General features: G+C 36.1%; 16 protein-coding genes. 10 read left to right on the top strand and 6 right to left on the bottom strand.

Features of this window, described 5'->3' with window-relative positions; translation table 11 throughout:
- Window positions 1-43: 43 nt before the first annotated feature.
- Complete coding sequence (locus H4J39_RS19200; RefSeq protein WP_259368844.1) at window positions 44-298, bottom strand: hypothetical protein; 255 nt, start codon at window positions 296-298, stop codon at window positions 44-46.
- A 698-nt stretch (window positions 299-996) separates the two neighbouring features.
- Here H4J39_RS19200 and H4J39_RS14150 point away from each other — a divergent pair.
- Window positions 997-1,827 carry a transporter substrate-binding domain-containing protein gene (locus tag H4J39_RS14150; protein WP_310649760.1) on the top strand — a complete coding sequence of 277 codons (831 nt, stop codon included), beginning with the start codon at window positions 997-999 and terminating at the stop codon, window positions 1,825-1,827.
- Window positions 1,828-2,030: 203 nt separating this feature from the next.
- On the opposite strand, the gene H4J39_RS14145 is transcribed toward H4J39_RS14150, so the two are convergent.
- Window positions 2,031-3,551 carry a M4 family metallopeptidase gene (locus H4J39_RS14145; RefSeq protein ID WP_182229059.1) on the bottom strand — a complete coding sequence of 507 codons (1,521 nt, stop codon included), beginning with the start codon at window positions 3,549-3,551 and terminating at the stop codon, window positions 2,031-2,033.
- Window positions 3,552-4,032: 481 nt separating this feature from the next.
- Here H4J39_RS14145 and H4J39_RS14140 point away from each other — a divergent pair, with 481 nt between their 5' ends.
- The 4 genes from H4J39_RS14140 (at window position 4,033) to H4J39_RS14125 (ending at window position 7,552) form a co-directional block, all read left to right on the top strand.
- Window positions 4,033-4,980 (top strand): DUF2785 domain-containing protein, encoded by a 948-nt coding sequence (locus H4J39_RS14140; RefSeq protein ID WP_182229058.1) that lies wholly within the window; start codon window positions 4,033-4,035, stop codon window positions 4,978-4,980.
- A complete protein-coding gene (locus tag H4J39_RS14135) occupies window positions 4,980-5,741 on the top strand; it encodes a DUF1835 domain-containing protein (RefSeq protein WP_182229057.1) in 762 nt (253 codons plus the stop codon). The genes H4J39_RS14140 and H4J39_RS14135 overlap by 1 nt, the downstream gene beginning before the upstream one ends.
- Before the next feature lie 246 nt (window positions 5,742-5,987).
- The gene (locus tag H4J39_RS14130) at window positions 5,988-6,575 is read left to right on the top strand and encodes a phospholipid scramblase-related protein (RefSeq protein ID WP_182178399.1); all 588 of its coding nucleotides are present in this window, start codon (window positions 5,988-5,990) and stop codon (window positions 6,573-6,575) included.
- 17 nt (window positions 6,576-6,592) lie between these two features.
- A complete protein-coding gene (locus tag H4J39_RS14125; protein WP_220462210.1) occupies window positions 6,593-7,552 on the top strand; it encodes a glyoxylate/hydroxypyruvate reductase A in 960 nt (319 codons plus the stop codon).
- A gap of 130 nt (window positions 7,553-7,682) precedes the next feature.
- Here the strand turns inward: H4J39_RS14125 and H4J39_RS14120 are convergent, their stop codons facing one another.
- Both H4J39_RS14120 and lgt read right to left on the bottom strand, forming a co-directional pair.
- Entirely contained in the window at window positions 7,683-8,519 is an 837-nt protein-coding gene (locus H4J39_RS14120; RefSeq protein WP_182178404.1) for a ribonuclease H family protein, read from the bottom strand.
- A 31-nt stretch (window positions 8,520-8,550) separates the two neighbouring features.
- Complete coding sequence (gene lgt / locus H4J39_RS14115) at window positions 8,551-9,339, bottom strand: prolipoprotein diacylglyceryl transferase (RefSeq protein ID WP_182229056.1); 789 nt, start codon at window positions 9,337-9,339, stop codon at window positions 8,551-8,553.
- A 108-nt stretch (window positions 9,340-9,447) separates the two neighbouring features.
- Here lgt and H4J39_RS14110 point away from each other — a divergent pair, with 108 nt between their 5' ends.
- The 4 genes from H4J39_RS14110 (at window position 9,448) to H4J39_RS14095 (ending at window position 11,839) form a co-directional block, all read left to right on the top strand.
- The gene (locus H4J39_RS14110) at window positions 9,448-10,365 is read left to right on the top strand and encodes an aldo/keto reductase family oxidoreductase (protein ID WP_182229055.1); all 918 of its coding nucleotides are present in this window, start codon (window positions 9,448-9,450) and stop codon (window positions 10,363-10,365) included.
- 172 nt (window positions 10,366-10,537) lie between these two features.
- Entirely contained in the window at window positions 10,538-11,053 is a 516-nt protein-coding gene (locus H4J39_RS14105) for a DUF2975 domain-containing protein (protein WP_182229054.1), read from the top strand.
- Window positions 11,053-11,283 (top strand): helix-turn-helix transcriptional regulator, encoded by a 231-nt coding sequence (locus H4J39_RS14100; protein ID WP_182229053.1) that lies wholly within the window; start codon window positions 11,053-11,055, stop codon window positions 11,281-11,283. Before H4J39_RS14105 ends, H4J39_RS14100 begins: the two co-directional genes overlap by 1 nt.
- Window positions 11,276-11,839, top strand: a complete 564-nt coding sequence (locus tag H4J39_RS14095; protein WP_182229052.1) for a hypothetical protein — start codon at window positions 11,276-11,278, stop codon at window positions 11,837-11,839. Before H4J39_RS14100 ends, H4J39_RS14095 begins: the two co-directional genes overlap by 8 nt.
- Before the next feature lie 9 nt (window positions 11,840-11,848).
- Here H4J39_RS14095 and H4J39_RS14090 read toward each other — a convergent pair whose 3' ends face one another.
- Complete coding sequence (locus tag H4J39_RS14090; protein ID WP_182229051.1) at window positions 11,849-13,132, bottom strand: MFS transporter; 1,284 nt, start codon at window positions 13,130-13,132, stop codon at window positions 11,849-11,851.
- Between the two features lie 142 nt (window positions 13,133-13,274).
- Here H4J39_RS14090 and recR point away from each other — a divergent pair, with 142 nt between their 5' ends.
- Window positions 13,275-13,880, top strand: a complete 606-nt coding sequence (gene recR / locus H4J39_RS14085; protein WP_182229050.1) for a recombination mediator RecR — start codon at window positions 13,275-13,277, stop codon at window positions 13,878-13,880.
- 123 nt (window positions 13,881-14,003) lie between these two features.
- Here recR and H4J39_RS14080 read toward each other — a convergent pair whose 3' ends face one another.
- The gene (locus tag H4J39_RS14080) at window positions 14,004-15,194 is read right to left on the bottom strand and encodes a YbfB/YjiJ family MFS transporter (RefSeq protein ID WP_182229049.1); all 1,191 of its coding nucleotides are present in this window, start codon (window positions 15,192-15,194) and stop codon (window positions 14,004-14,006) included.
- Window positions 15,195-15,398 lie beyond the last annotated feature (204 nt).

Raw genomic sequence — 15,398 nt, 5'->3', positions numbered from 1 at the left:
AATAGTTACGATTGTAGTCTTTGACACCTAGGATACAGAGATATTATTTAATTTTACTATCACATTGGTATTCAGGCTTCTTTAACAAGGTGAATGTAAAGATAGCACCATAAATTGCAGTAAAAAATATGCTTGGCATAATCGTCAGTAGTAAGTTGGGTGTTTGATTAAGGACATTAATCAAATAAACCATGCTTGATTGCATTAACAAAGGAGGAAGAATAGCCATGTATGGGTGGTCGTGGCATTTCATTTTATTTATTACCAAAATTAACAGCGTGCTAAAAGTTAATGTCATAAACGCGCTGTACGTGCTCTGAATGAGCGCTGTTCGTAATAACAAGGCTACATCATCTGTTACTCTACTATTGGCGTACCACGTCCATGCAAAGTAAAAAATAAAACTGATCAATACAGGTAATATTGTGTGTTTATTTGCGATCATTGAATAGCCTAAATAATAAAAAAGTCGCTTACTGATGTTTAAACAGTAGCATAATCGTCGACTCATATAATTGAATTTCACCGCGAGCAGGGTAATCTTGCTTTAAAATACTCTGTTTATTCTACTTATGTTTAGTGTAACCACAGCCTAAAGTTGTTGATAAATAACAGACCATAAGTTGTTATGAATTAAAAAATAATTTTTACTATCATCTAGACTGGCTTAATCCAAACATCATGATTTAATTCTGTTTACTCTCTTTAACTAGCTCAAATTTTGCCTTCTATTTTGAAAATACAACCCTGGCTGAAGCCTTTTTCGCTAAAACTGTAACCCATTTTATAACCACGTGTGTAGAGCATGCAAGGGCGTCGCGTAAACGTTTTACTTGCCATTTTATTCACCAATTTATACAATAGTCCTATTTACTAGACCACACTTAGTCCATTAACATTTCAAATGTTGTTATTAAGTCAAGTCAAAAGAACATACATGGAGGTCAAGCGAGCAGCGTTATATTTTATAAATACTCAGTTAAAGGTGTAGGTTAAGTGAAGATACTCTTCAGTCAATATTTTTTACTTAAACTTAATTTTATAGGTTTTTTGTTTATAGTTCCGCTTACTGTTTTTGCCACTTCAACAATCATAGCACCAACCTTTATTGTAAATGTAATATCAGACGTTAATGTAAAAAACGAAACCGACGTTATTCCTCAGGTTATCCACTATAATTTTGCTTCAATTGAACTATTAATTGAACAAGAGGTTGGTCGTCTTGTACTGCCCCAAATCTATAAAAATATAGGTATAGATATCACGATCACTCCATTGCCGGCCCCAAGAGCACAGCTACTCGCGAATACGGGTAAGAGTGATGGCGAAATAATGCGCATTTGGACATACGGCGAAGAGAATAATCAAATGATCAGAGTGCCTACTCCTTATTATTATCTTGAAACTATGCCCTTTAGCCTTGCAACTCGTCAGCTTGATATTCACGACAAAGATGATTTAAAACAGTATAAGTTGGCTAAGATTAGAGGTGTAAAACACACCAATAATATTACTAAAGGGTTGGCACACGTTTACAAAGTGAACAATACCGAAAATATGTTCAAGATACTGCAGAAGGGGATTGTTGATGTTGCTTTAACGAATACCCTTGACGGTAAGTTAACGTTGAAAAGGTTGGGATACCAGAATATTATTCCTGCAGTAAAGCCCTTGGCTGTTTTACCCCTTTATCATTATGTTCATCTAAAGCATAAAAAATTAGTTCCACTCATTAATCAAGAAATATTACGTCTTCAAAAAAACGGTGAATTAAAAGCGTTAATCCGGTCAGCTGAGGAAAAAGTAAACAGCTTTATTTTCAAGTAGTTGATGTGGTCTGTATTTATTATTCTCATAATAAAAAATAACTTTGGATATTGTTAAATTTCACAAGAATCCTATTATTTTATTATAGTAACGAAGTAATATTTTAGGCTAATCAAATAAAATTCCAACCTACAATAAATAATGTCATTAGAAATGAATAAGGCCAGCATTGCTGGCCTTTGAGTTAATGTTAGTTTATAAACTTACTGGCAGTTGACACCAACAGCTGAAAAAGCTGATGATACGTCACTTGCATTTAAACCAAGATCACTAGCTGCAGATTCAACACCACATGCACCAGCATTGAACGTAGAGCTCGCTGTCCAGTACAAATCGTTGGCTCGTAGCATTACACCAAATGCCGTTTCTACAGACCAGCCATTAGTTGTGGATAATAAGTAAAATGCTTTGTTATAAACACCTGAGCTTAAATGTACATCTAAACCATTAGTCATATCTGAAGCATGAGCAATTGAGCGACCATCTTTTGTTGGATCATCCATGTAACGTAAAGCACCATTACCTTTGAATATTTGTTCACCAACCATCCAGTCGTTCGTGCCGTGCATAAAGTTTTCTGCTGCTTCACCCGCCATATCTGAAAATGCTTCGTTCATACCACCTGACTCACCACTGTAAACTAAACCAGAACGTTGCTCTGTAACACCGTGACTAACTTCATGAGCAGACACATCAAGGCTAACTAATGGGTGGAATGTTGTGGCACCATCACCAAAAGACATTGCTGTACCATCCCAAAATGCATTTTCATAGTTACGTCCGTAATGAACACGCATTTCTAATTTTTGTGATAAAGGAGTTACGCCGTACCATTCGCCGTACATATCAAATATAACATTACCAAAAGCTTGAGCATCGTTCATTGGGGCAAAAGCACCATTTGTTAAATCTTCACCTGTATCGCCACAAGTTACTTGTGCAGTACTTCCGCGACGTGTGCTGTTACCCATATCAGTTGTTATAACATTTGGGCTATCTAATGAACAAGTCGAGCCATTTGAAGTTGCTATAAGATTCGCGAAGTCAGTGCCATAATAGTAAATGCCTGTTTTAGAGTTACCACCGGGGCCTGTTAATGTTGTAGGTGTTGTTGACCCGCCACCACTACCGCCACCAGGTTTACCTTTTACTGATTTTTGCGCGTGATTAATTCCTTCCCAAGACATTAATATTTCGCCATCGTTTGCATCAATAAATGCCATTGGACGACTTGGTACATCACTATCACTTGTTAGGTATTCAACTCGATAAGCTAACTGTGCTTTATTGTCACTGTTTACATAAATAACTAAATCAGTTTTTGAATTTTTAATATTATTGTGACCCAGTAGCTGTTTTAACTTACCAAGCGCTTTGCCGTTCAGCATACCTGGTGTTACTGAATTTAAATCATCAGAAATGTTAACCATTAAAGAACCCTGCAAACCAACATTACGACCAGCACTATCTTGTTCTACTACTAGTGACTGTCCGAATACGGGAACACCTTTATAAAACATTTGCGCTTTTTGTTTGGTATTTCCTTTTACTGTTGAAAAGGACTTACCATTGTTAAAACTGTAATCAGCACTTAATTGTGCAACATTATTAATTGATTTACCGTTCATGTTGCTGTGATTTGCACTGACACTATTAGCAGCCATTACTGATGTTGATGCTGAAAGAGCTATTAAAGTTGCTACAGATAATTTTGTTAAGTTCATTATATTAAACCTCTGATTATTATTTTATAGTTTTTATATGTACTAACGTAAAAGTATTATCAAATGATGTTGATAATCATTAAGTTTGTAACTTGATATTAAAGATTCACTTAGTGTGACGCTTTAATAAAGCATGCAATTAGTATTGTAGTTTTATGGGATATATTAATAGCAAAAAAACGGCGATTTTTAGGATTAAAACGACAAAATATAAATGAATTTGATTGTGCCATTTGAATATGTTTTGGGTTTTCAATAGTTAACTGCCTGTTATTTTGCGTAATTTTATATATTTAAACAATTAGATTATAATTTATGTGGTCAATGAAAAAGAGTAGTCCTAAGTAACTCATAATTTTTTCTTGTTACCTGACTTATCCGTTATTTCATCGTTTTAAGTTTTTACTTTTTAGCTTAAATATTGTTTTTTTGTTGTGAATAAATGGATAAATGGATAAAAGTTTACTTATTAAGGAATAAAATGAAAAAAACACTTCATATATCGATAATTACTTCGGTGTTAATTTTTAGCTGTTTTGCTTTTTCATTTGATGAAAAAAAATTTATCAGTGTTGAACAAGTTAATACTCAGTGTTTATCAAACAAATGGCAAAAACAAAATTTACAGCAATTAAAAGAAAATAAATTTACGCTTGAAAATAAAGTAAGAAAAGAAGCTTTAGCATTACAATTACTTCATTGTTTAGCACATCCTGACACAAAAATAAGAGATGGAATTGCGTTTAATGCATTAAGTTTTTGGCTAAGGACAGGGCAACTTAGTGAAAAAGTACAACTAGATATGTATCATTACTTAACCAACGTCCTTGCATCTGAAGTAGATGATTCCGCAGGGGTTTATCAAACATTTTCAATATTAATGCTGTCTGAAGTTTCGAGAGTAGATCGTAAAAAACCTTTTTTAACTGATGTTCAAAGAGATTACTTAGTTAATATTGGTACTGACTTTTTGATTAATTTAAGGGATTATCGTGGTTTTTCAACTAAAGTGGGTTGGAGACATGGGGTTGCACATTCATCAGATCTTATGCTGCAATTAGCTTTGAATCCCGCAATTACAAAAACTCAATTAGATAAAATGCTTAAATCTTTAGCAAGTCAAATTACCGCGCATGAACAACACTATTATATTAATGGTGAGCCAAAGCGTATTGCTATGGCAGTCATCTATATTTTCTTGCGAGGAGAGCACTCTGGAGATGATTGGAATAACTGGTTGAAAAGCGTAACAGACTCATCTCCTTTTAATCATTGGCAAGCAGCATATCAAGACGAAAAAGGTTTAATAAAATTGCATAACACGCAGAGTTTTATTTATGCTTTATACGCCACCATTAAGCCAAGTAAGAACGAAACACTAACGCAAATGGTTCCTAATCTAGAAATGGCAATCAAAGAAGTTAACTAATGAATAACCGCTATCACATACTTAATGGAGATACGCTGAAAAGCCAATTCCCAAAATCTATTTTAGGTGAATTAATTGTTGCTCGTGAATGCTTAGTTGATGGGAATATTCAAGGGGACAACTTGAGTGACTTATTTTGCAACCGAGCTGAATATTTAGAGCGTTACCCGCAAGTACCAGAAGGGACTTATTTCAAAAGTACCGTACCAGAAATAACAAAAATAACGAATATTCCACAAGAATCAATTGTATACTGTTGGTTTGAAGATGATCTATTTTGTCAGGTCAATTTTTGGTTCGTCTTACATTTACTTGCTAAAAATCAGCAGATCTACAAAATATACTTAGTTAGACCTAATCAAGGCAATGAATATAGTTTTGGTGATATGAGCCAAGAAGAGTTAATCACAGCTTTTAATTCAGCTAGCATTATCGAGACATTTGAATGTAAGCGCTTAGGAAATTTGTGGGCTCATTATCAACAAAATAATTTTGATGAAATGTTAAAAATTGCCGAAAGTCACTTAGATAAGTTTCCTTTTTTACTTCCTGCTATCAATGCAGAAATAGACAGATTACCTGATGATAGTGGTTATGGCAGGCCTGAAAGACAGTTGTTATTGACGATGAAAAATCTAGAGACTCAAGATTTCGCAACGGTATACCGGGTATTTCACCAAAATGAAGCTATCTACAGTTTTGGTGATCTACAAGTTAAACGAATGTTTGATGAACTTATTAAATCTAGTTCACTGGGTTAAAGCCAAATATTTTAATTTTTTAATAAAACTCAACTTTTGGATGACACGTTTTCAATTCGGACCTTTTGAATAGTTATGGCGAAGTATGACTTACGAAAAACGTCAACCGCTTAAAATAACTTAATAGTTTATAAATTACTGTTAATATTATTGAAGGTAAGCACGGGTCGGCTGTTTTTCGTTTAGTATTACTCTCAGATAAATTTAAGTCACTGAACAGTATAAAATGAAAAAGGATTTCTAAAAATGACAAGCATACTAAATAACAATCTATTTTTAATCAAAGAGCATGTCGGCATATTCAAAGCGGCTAATAATTATGATGTTTATGATCCTGAAACGGGCAATATCATTATGGAATGTCGAGAGCCAAATTTAGGTTTTTTTACGAAAATGCTGCGTTTTAGCGACTATAAAACCATGACACCGTTTGATGTTCAGATACGCACACCAAACGATCAACGTATTATTAGAATTCAGCGAGGTATATCGCTTTTTGTTTCAAAAGTGACTGTCACTGATAGTGAAGGTAATGATATCGGTTATTTTCAACAAAAACTTTTTTCAATTGGCGGTAAGTTCGATCTTTTTGACAATCAAGACAACCTTGTCTGTCAACTTAAAGGAAACTGGGTTGGCTGGAATTTTCGTTTTATGGACGGTGATCAGGAGTTAGCTCATATTTCAAAAGAGTGGGGCGGAATAGGTAAAGAATTTTTTACCAGTGCAGACAATTATGTACTGGAAATATCTCAAGATGTTCCTGATGATCATCCTGTTAGAAAGCTAATACTGGCTGCCGTTATGTGTATCGATATGGTGTTAAAAGAATAATTGAAAAGAGAATCGTCGTGAATTCCCCTATAATTACTTTTGTTAGTCAACTTTCTCAACGCGAGCAAGCCGATTGGTTAGCGCTATTATCGGCTAAACTGCCTAATGAATGTATAAAGCTCGACCAAGACTTATCTGATAAGGAAAGGCTTCAATGTGAAATTGCTATTGTTGCTAACCCAGAACCCACTATTTTTGCTCAATACCCTAAGTTAATATGGGTACAGAGTTTATGGGCAGGTGTGGATGCACTCGTTTCGCAATTATCAAAGAATAAATCAGAACCACCTTTTAAGTTAGTGCGTTTAATTGATCCGACATTAGCGCGAACAATGAGTGAAGCAGTATTAACTTGGGTACTGTACTTGCATCGAGATATGCCCATATATTTACAACAACAACAATCAGCACTTTGGCTACAGCATCGCTATGTTCTTCCTCAAGAGCGAACGGTAGGCATTTTAGGTTTAGGTAAACTCGGAAAATGTAGTGCTTTACGGCTGCATGAGAATGGCTTTAATGTGCTTGGTTGGAGTCAAAGTGAAAAGTTAATTAACGGGGTTAATTGCTACTCAGGCGATGACGGATTACTCGCGATGGTGAAACAATGCAATATATTAATTTGTTTACTCCCGCTCACACCAAATACCTATCAACTTATTAATAATAGTCTACTGAGGAATTTACCTTTAGGTGCCAGTGTCATTAATTTTGCCCGAGGTGGTATTGTTGCTAATGACGATCTAATTAAATGCTTAGATAGCGGTCATATTAAACATGCCATTTTAGATGTTTTTGAGCAAGAACCTTTAGATGAAGGTGATGCATTTTGGTCACATAAAAAAGTGACGGTACTCCCTCATATTTCTGCACCCACCCACTTTGCCAGTGCTGGCGAAATCGTTGCTAGTAATATCGGTGAATATCGAAGTAACGGTCAGTTACCTGTTTGTATTGATTGGCAACAAGGTTATTAGCACTTTTTATTTTTAAATATTATCTAAAATTATTAGCCGAAAAAAACCTCACAAAGGTTGAGGTTTATTTTCAGTTAATGTTAAAGACCTTTTGAGATGAATTTAGCTAGGTTCATTTAGTCAGGCTAGTCTAGTCAGACTCAGTCGCTAATATTTCACGAATATTGATATTTTTTTCGTATTTTATAAAGCCTATCTCTTGTGATGTTCTAGCGAGTACCGCCATGCGATCGGCGAGTTCATTACCCTCAATATTAGCGTGGCCTTTAACATGAGTAATAGATATTTGCTTTTTAATTTCTTGATAAAGTGTGTAGCAAGCTTTGACTAATTCTGGATTTTTAATCGCTTCACCGTTAGCTTTTTTCCAACCTTTATTTTTCCATCCTGTTGCCCATTTAGTTATACTGTCGATAGAATATTTCGAGTCAGACAACACTTGAATGGTTTTATCGGGGTTAGTGTCGATATAAGCTTTTGCCAATTTAAAGGCCTGTAACATGCCAATTAACTCAGCGGTATTGTTGGTACCATTTGCGTTATAAGCGCCATACCAGAGGCTACTAATTTCGCCTTGGTGATAAACAGCTACACCTGTTCCTGATTTTCCTGGGTTTGGCGAACATGCACCATCACAATAAATATCAATATTTGATTGAGTTACCTCACGATCGCTACGAACCGTGCTCCCCGCTGGTTTTGTTGAACTTGTCGCTCTACTCGACGACGAACTCGCTGTTTTAGCGGCAGCTGGATATTCAGTTCCTGTTCTTGGTGGCGTTTTTAAAGAGCGCTGGGTTAATGCTTTTGTGTATGTTGATTTAAAAGCAGCTTCGGCTTCGGCCTGTGAAGGGAATCCCATAAATTGTGCATCTGCACGGCCTGACGTTACTGACTGAACCGTCGTCCAATTATCAAACACACCGGTTTTTGACCCTTTCCAAACGACGTAATATTTTTTACTCATGTTCTTTTACTCATGTTCTTTTATTGAATGTTTATTTATGTTTATTTTTAGCTGATAACGACCAAATTAATAAGACAATACCCGCAATGAAAAAGGGAATACTCAGCATTTGTCCGGTATTTAATGCCCATATTGATTCATACGCGGCTTGTTTCACTTTTACCGACTCTATTAAAAATCGAGCCGTGAAGGTTAAAATCAAAAATAAGCCCAATAATGAACCCTTGGGTGTTTTATCTTTTGATTTTTTATAGATAAAGAAGAGAATAATAAAAATCAGTAAATACGCTATGGCTTCATAAAGTTGCGCGGGGTGGCGAGGTATATTATCTATACGCGCAAAAATAATAGCCCAAGGAGCATCACTGGCAACGCCTAATATTTCAGAATTAACAAAGTTAGCTGAACGAACAAATACACCAAAGAGAGCGGTACAAATAGCTAATCGGTCGAGTAGCCATAAATAGTTTTCTTGATACTTTCTTGCGTATATACCTAATGCAATTATGAGTCCTAAACCGCCGCCATGGCTGGCAAGTCCACCTTCCCAAATGGCAAGTATCTTCAATGGGTTAGCAAAGTAATATTGCGGGTCGTAAAAAAAACAATGGCCTAAGCGAGCACCAATAATGATACCAAATACGGCATACATGAGTAAATTGTCGAGCGCCTCAATATCTTTGTGCTCTGTTTGATAAACCCATTTCATCACCTGTAGGCCTGAAATGATTGCCGCTGCAAAAAGAGCGCCATACCAATGAATCGTTAACGGACCAATAGAAAGTAAAACTGGATCAATATCCCAAATAAAATGTTGCAATGAAAAAACCTTATTTATACGTATGCAATGAGTTTGTTATTGATGAACAACAACCATAAAGTCGCTATTATGTCAGTCAATTAGCGATAAAACGAGCGTAAAGTTGTAATGAAAAATTATAGTTTAGGAAAGAGCAATCTTCAGTCATCACGATTAATCTATGGTTGTATGCGAATTGCAGGTGATCAGTCAGTAAATGATATTGCTAAAGGTAAACTTGCTGTTCATAGTGCAATCGATGCTGGATACAATCACTTTGATCACGCAGATATTTATGGTGGTGGGGCGAGTGAGCAATTATTTGGTGAATTGTTAAAGCGATCACCACACTTGCGAGAGAAAATGATCATCACCTCCAAAGCAAGTATTCGCCCAAAAAACAATGAGAACCCTTATGCGCCAACACGTTATGATTTTAGTAAACAATATATTTTATCGAGTGTAGAAGGCTCTTTAAAGCGTTTGCACACAGAACAACTTGATCTTTTTTTATTACATCGTCCAGACTACTTATTTGATATTCATGAAGTTACTGAAACATTCAAGCAACTTAAAGCCAGTGGTAAAGTTGCCCACTTTGGGGTGAGTAACTTTAAACCCTCGCAAGTGGCTATGTTGCAAAGTGCTTTAGATTTACCATTATTGGTTAATCAGGTGGAAATTAATATTCATAATATTGATGCACTTAATGACGGTACATTGGATCAATGTCAACAAGATAAACTATCGCCAATTGCCTGGTGCCCCCTCGGAGGTGTTGCTTACGCAGCATGGGGCAATACTTTCTCGGCAAAAGATGAACAACGCATTGCTGGTGAATTAACATTGCAAGCGCAAAAATATAACTGTGAAGCTTGGCAAGTTATTCTCGCTTGGTTATTAAAGCACCCTGCAGACATATTTCCTATTATTGGTTCAACCACACCTGAACGTATTGTAGCGGCAAAAGTCGCACTTGAACTTAACTACAGCCGCGAAGATTGGTATCGATTATTGGAAGCCAGAAATGGTCAATCAGTTCCATGATTAATAATTATCAATAACAAGTTATCGTTTATCGATAAATAAAGGTTGAAATTCATATTCTATCTGCTACATTAAGCTTATTGAATCAATTTAGATTATGAGTTTTATGTTACCGCATTATCGGATAAGCAAAGTAAGTAAAATCGTTAGGGCATTAGTGGCACTCTTCGTTATGATGCAAATTTTCAGTTTTGCACTTTTGTTATTACTAGGAATTAATAATAATGGCACCTATGAGCTTTCTGAACATTTTTCATTTATTTCTTCAGCGGCCAATATCGACTTTTCAGGTAGCTGGGAAAATTTAGCGTTAGCCTTAACCGATGAAGGTTTTAACGCTTTGCTTATACTAGGCAGTGCAGATTTGTTGCCAAGCCTTTTAATTTATTGGTCTTTGTTTAAGTTATTTGGTTTATATCAGCAGGGTTTAGTATTCACTGTCGCCAATATTCAATGCATTAAAAATATTGGTACTGTGCTGTTAGCTTGGATTGCCTTAAAGCTTCTTTATCCGATAGTGGTGACCTTAGTATTACGATTTTCAGGCGCTTCTGATACGTTATCGTTATACATAAGCTTAGGCTCTGATGAGTTAAGATTTTTATTAATTGGTTTAGTGATATACGTGATAGCTTGGATAATGAGCGAAGCGACTAGCTTGCATCAAGAGCAGGAGTTAGTTATCTAGTGGCTATGATTATAGAACTGGACGTTATGCTAGCAAAACGTAAAATGAAATTAAACGATCTTGCTTTGTCAGTAGGCATAACGCCACAAAACTTATCTGTGCTTAAAAGTGGTCGAGCAAAAGCGATACGGTTTTCAACGCTTGAAGCCATTTGCCAAACACTAGATTGTCAGCCAGGCGATATTTTACTTTACGAAAAAGATCAACAAACAAGGAATGATGATGAATAAATCTTTAGTAATAATGCTTTTAGGTAGTTGCTTCGCCACGAGTATTTCAGTGGTAGCAAACGATGACGAACCTTATAAATTTGTGGCTTTGAGCTTAACGAAATACGATAGCCTAAAAAACGTAGATTTAAGTCACACTACAATTGATTTAGCGCCGGAGATTTCTTTTGGGGTAGGCAAGAATTATCAATTAAACGAAGATTGGCAAGTCGCCACAGAGATTTCGCTGCATTATGCTAAAGCACATTTTAGTGGTTTAGTTGAAAAGACCAGTGTTAATAACTTCTCTGCAGGGCAACAAACTTTTTCGGGTAATTATGACGCGCTTGGTTTATGGGCTACATCACGTTTTAAGTATGTTAGTCTGAGTGAAAATGTATCTCCTTTTATCGAGTTAGCTGTTGGCGCCGTACAAACTAACCACGGTACACTTTTTGGTGAAGAAAAAAACCAAGGTCTTGCTTATAAAGCGATAACAGGTGTAGAGTTTGAAGTCGCTAACGATATGACTTTCTCTATTGGTTTTGGTCTTTCAGATAACGACAACAATCTTTGATTTTGTAATTTACTGATTATTTATCAAAGATTGAGCGGCTATTTCGGCGGCTTTTTTTCTGTCTTTAATATAATAAAACCAAGTAACCGCAAAGAGTATCGCGATAAATGGCATACTGGTAAGCACCACCATATGCCAACCGGCTTTAAATAACACCCAACCTGCCAGTAACGATGCAGTTGCTTGTAAGCCAAAGATAATAAAGTCGTTAATCGCTTGTACTTTATGTCGTTCACCCGGCTTATAACTTTGCGGTAGTAATGTTGTACCGGTTAAAAATAAAAAATTCCAACCGATGCCTAACAAAATCAGTGCCCACCAGTAGTGCATGACTTGTTCGCCTGAAAGCGCGACTACAGTTACTATCGCGTAAATTGCGGTCCCTATTAACATTAAACTTTTTAAGCCTATTTTTTTTACTAACCAAGCGGTAAATAGAGAAGGAATAAACATCGCCGCAATATGACTTTGAATAACCCACTTTGTATCATTTAAGCTATGTCCGTGCATTTGATGCATGCTTAAAGGCGTAGCGGTCATTAAGTAACTCATTAAGGCAAAACCAATTGCCGCCGATAGTATCGCGATAATAAATATGGGTTGTTTAATGATTTTACTTAATGGACGAATATCTTCTGCTTGCTGATGACTTTCAATTTGCGTATTTTTAAAGTTCAACATGATTATCATCGCGCAAATGATTAAGCACGCTAATACTAAAAATGAGCCAGCATAGCCATGAGGTGAAACTAACCAATCTTTAGCAACTACGGCAATTTCAGGCCCTAAGAAGGCAGAAAAAATGCCACTTAGCATAAGAATTGACAACACAGTAGGGATATCTTTATCATTTTTTATGCTTTCTATCGCAGCAAAACGTAACTGTTGAATAAATGCCGTACTAATACCAAAGAGTAAACCTGAGAAAACAAAAAGTTCAAAATTGGCAATAAGCGCAGATACCATAGCGGTTAATGTCGCCAATAAACCACAACTATAACCGGTAAAAATAGCAAAACGACGGCCTTTGTTTTTGGCAAGCATCGCTGCAGGAATCGCGCCACAGGCAACACCTAAAATCATAACCGTAATGGGAAGGGTAGCTAGAGATGGGTCACTTGCCATGCTGGTTGACAATATTCCCCCAATGAAAACAATGACTGGTGATGCGGCCATCACTAAAGGTTGGGCAATAAACAACAGCCAAATATTTTTTGGTAAGGTGAAATGTCGAGACAATAAAAAAGCACTGGCAATTAATAAGGCTAAGGTAATAAAAATATTGGATAACATAGTTGTTCATTTATGATAATTATTCTGTTGCTATCATAACGTATTATTTTTAATTGAAAGAACATAATTTATGTTGGTTTTTATTATTCAAATGATAAACTGCGTTCGTTGAAATTCGACAAATACTGTTACTAAGGTTGTTATGAAATTTAGTCCCCTTGTACAAGAATTAATAAATGCACTTAAATGTTTACCGGGTGTTGGTGCTAAATCTGCTCAGCGTATGGCATTCCAGTTACTTGAACGTAATCGTATCGGTGGTGCTAAACTTGCTGGAACATTAAAGTTAGCAATGGAAAATATTGGTCATTGCTCACAATGTCGAAACTTTACTGAAGATGATACCTGTGAAATTTGTCAAAGTGCTAAACGACTTATTAATCAACAGCTTTGTATTGTTGAAAGTCCAGGAGATGTGATCGCGATAGAGCAAACCGGTGAATTTCAAGGACGCTATTTTATTTTAATGGGACATTTATCTCCACTAGATGGTATCGGGCCAGACGATCTTGGTTTAGATATATTAGAAAAACAGCTGGCGACCCAACAGTTTAAAGAAATAATTTTAGCCACAAATCCAACAGTGGAAGGTGAAGCCACCGCACACTTTATTGCTGAACTTGCTAAAAAACATCAGGTTATCATTTCTCGTATTGCCCATGGTGTGCCTGTTGGTGGCGAGCTTGAATATGTAGATGGTAATACGTTATCTCATGCTTTGTCAGGACGTAAAAACTATAGCTTTTAGTTTCACTGTAAACTTAGCAGAATATTAAATGCAGGTGAAAACGTGTCCTTTTAACTAAAAGCTAAGTTGAGCAATAACAATTTGAGTCTTGTCATCTTTTAAATAATTATACCCTTAGGCATTTTATAAATTATTGGCAAGATGATTTCCTGTCATAAAATTAGTTTTAGCGTATTTCAGTAATACTATGCCACACAAAACAATAAAAGCGGTTAGATAAAGTGCAGCATTATAATTTTTAAAGTGTTCAATTAATGCGACACAATAAAGTGGCGCCACAACTTGTCCTACGCCATAGGCTGCGGTAATTGTTCCCATAATAAATACTGGGTTTTTACCGGCTAGTTGCCCACCAAAATTCATGAAAAGTGCGACCAGACCAATAAAGGTTCCACCATATAACACGCCACTTATTAAATTAAGTACAATGTTTGAAGAGAAGGTAGGAATTAAAATGGCAACAATTTGTAGCGCCATCGCTACCATCATAATGTCGATACTATTATAGCGATGTGCCAAACGCATCCAAATAATACACGAGGGTATGCCGGCTAAACCAACAGCTAACCAAGCATAACCACCATACCCAGACAATCCTTCTAATGAGTTAACAATATCAGGGAGGAATGTTGCTTGCACGACCATACCAACGCCTTCTGTGAAGTACGCTAGGGCTAAAATGATCACTAAGGGATTAAATAACGATTTATCAAATTTGTGTTTAATAACTTTATCTGATGTTTGCTTATCAAAACTTAAAATATAGGCTGAATAACTCGCGAATATCGTGCCTGCAATTGCTAGGGCAAACCAAGCATGTTGCCAATTATCACTATAAATAAATACGCTACGCATAATTAAATCAGCAATAAGTATTGAGAATCCTAAGCCACTAAAATGTATGCCCATTGCTTTAGTTTTATTCGTATTTTGTAATTTTGACATCACGATGGCTGAGCCAACGACTAATGCCATCGCAGCACCAAATCCAGCAAAAAGCCGAGATAGCAACCAAATTGTATTGTTTTGGGTAAAGGCGAGTAATAACGAAGTTATGATACACAAAGCTAAGCCAATGCGGAAAAACTTTACTTTTGCATGAATATCTTTAATAAAAATTGAGAAAATTGACCCCGATAAATAGCCAACATAGTTAATGGAGGCGAGTATGCCAGCGAAAGCAATACTTAGATGATTTTCTAGCATCGCGGGTAATAAAGAAGTAAACGCAAAGCGAGCGACGCCTACGCCGACAACCAAAGCAAGGATACCCGCTAATAAAATAGCCGTATTGTTATTTCGGTCAAGCAACATTTTAAATCCTGTGTTGTCTATTTTATAAATACAGCGACTAAGGCTGCTTTCTAGAATGAAGGTATCATGCTAAGCGCAAGCTTCAATGTAAGGATAGTGATAGCTGAAAGCAAATCATTATTTGTGATTAACGGTATTTAAAAATGATATAAATAAAATTATCTCTTTAAGAAAAGCAAAATAGGGCTGCATAATTTATGTAAG

Origin of the sequence: Colwellia sp. Bg11-12 (assembly GCF_014076955.1) — a bacterium.
Taxonomy (GTDB): domain Bacteria; phylum Pseudomonadota; class Gammaproteobacteria; order Enterobacterales; family Alteromonadaceae; genus Colwellia_A.
Note: the sequence above shows the minus strand (reverse complement) of the source record. Positions and strands in the feature narration are given on the sequence as shown.

Coding starts and splice junctions, on each gene's coding strand:
- H4J39_RS14090 (WP_182229051.1), bottom strand. CDS start 13,132: ATGTTATCCAATATTTTTATTACCTTAGCCTTATTAATTGCCAGTGCT.
- H4J39_RS14095 (WP_182229052.1), top strand. CDS start 11,276: ATGAATAAATCTTTAGTAATAATGCTTTTAGGTAGTTGCTTCGCCACG.
- H4J39_RS14135 (WP_182229057.1), top strand. CDS start 4,980: ATGAATAACCGCTATCACATACTTAATGGAGATACGCTGAAAAGCCAA.
- H4J39_RS14120 (WP_182178404.1), bottom strand. CDS start 8,519: ATGAGTAAAAAATATTACGTCGTTTGGAAAGGGTCAAAAACCGGTGTG.
- H4J39_RS14140 (WP_182229058.1), top strand. CDS start 4,033: ATGAAAAAAACACTTCATATATCGATAATTACTTCGGTGTTAATTTTT.
- H4J39_RS14080 (WP_182229049.1), bottom strand. CDS start 15,194: ATGTTGCTTGACCGAAATAACAATACGGCTATTTTATTAGCGGGTATC.
- H4J39_RS14110 (WP_182229055.1), top strand. CDS start 9,448: ATGAAAAATTATAGTTTAGGAAAGAGCAATCTTCAGTCATCACGATTA.
- recR (WP_182229050.1), top strand. CDS start 13,275: ATGAAATTTAGTCCCCTTGTACAAGAATTAATAAATGCACTTAAATGT.
- H4J39_RS19200 (WP_259368844.1), bottom strand. CDS start 298: ATGACATTAACTTTTAGCACGCTGTTAATTTTGGTAATAAATAAAATG.
- H4J39_RS14105 (WP_182229054.1), top strand. CDS start 10,538: ATGATGCAAATTTTCAGTTTTGCACTTTTGTTATTACTAGGAATTAAT.
- H4J39_RS14130 (WP_182178399.1), top strand. CDS start 5,988: ATGACAAGCATACTAAATAACAATCTATTTTTAATCAAAGAGCATGTC.
- H4J39_RS14145 (WP_182229059.1), bottom strand. CDS start 3,551: ATGAACTTAACAAAATTATCTGTAGCAACTTTAATAGCTCTTTCAGCA.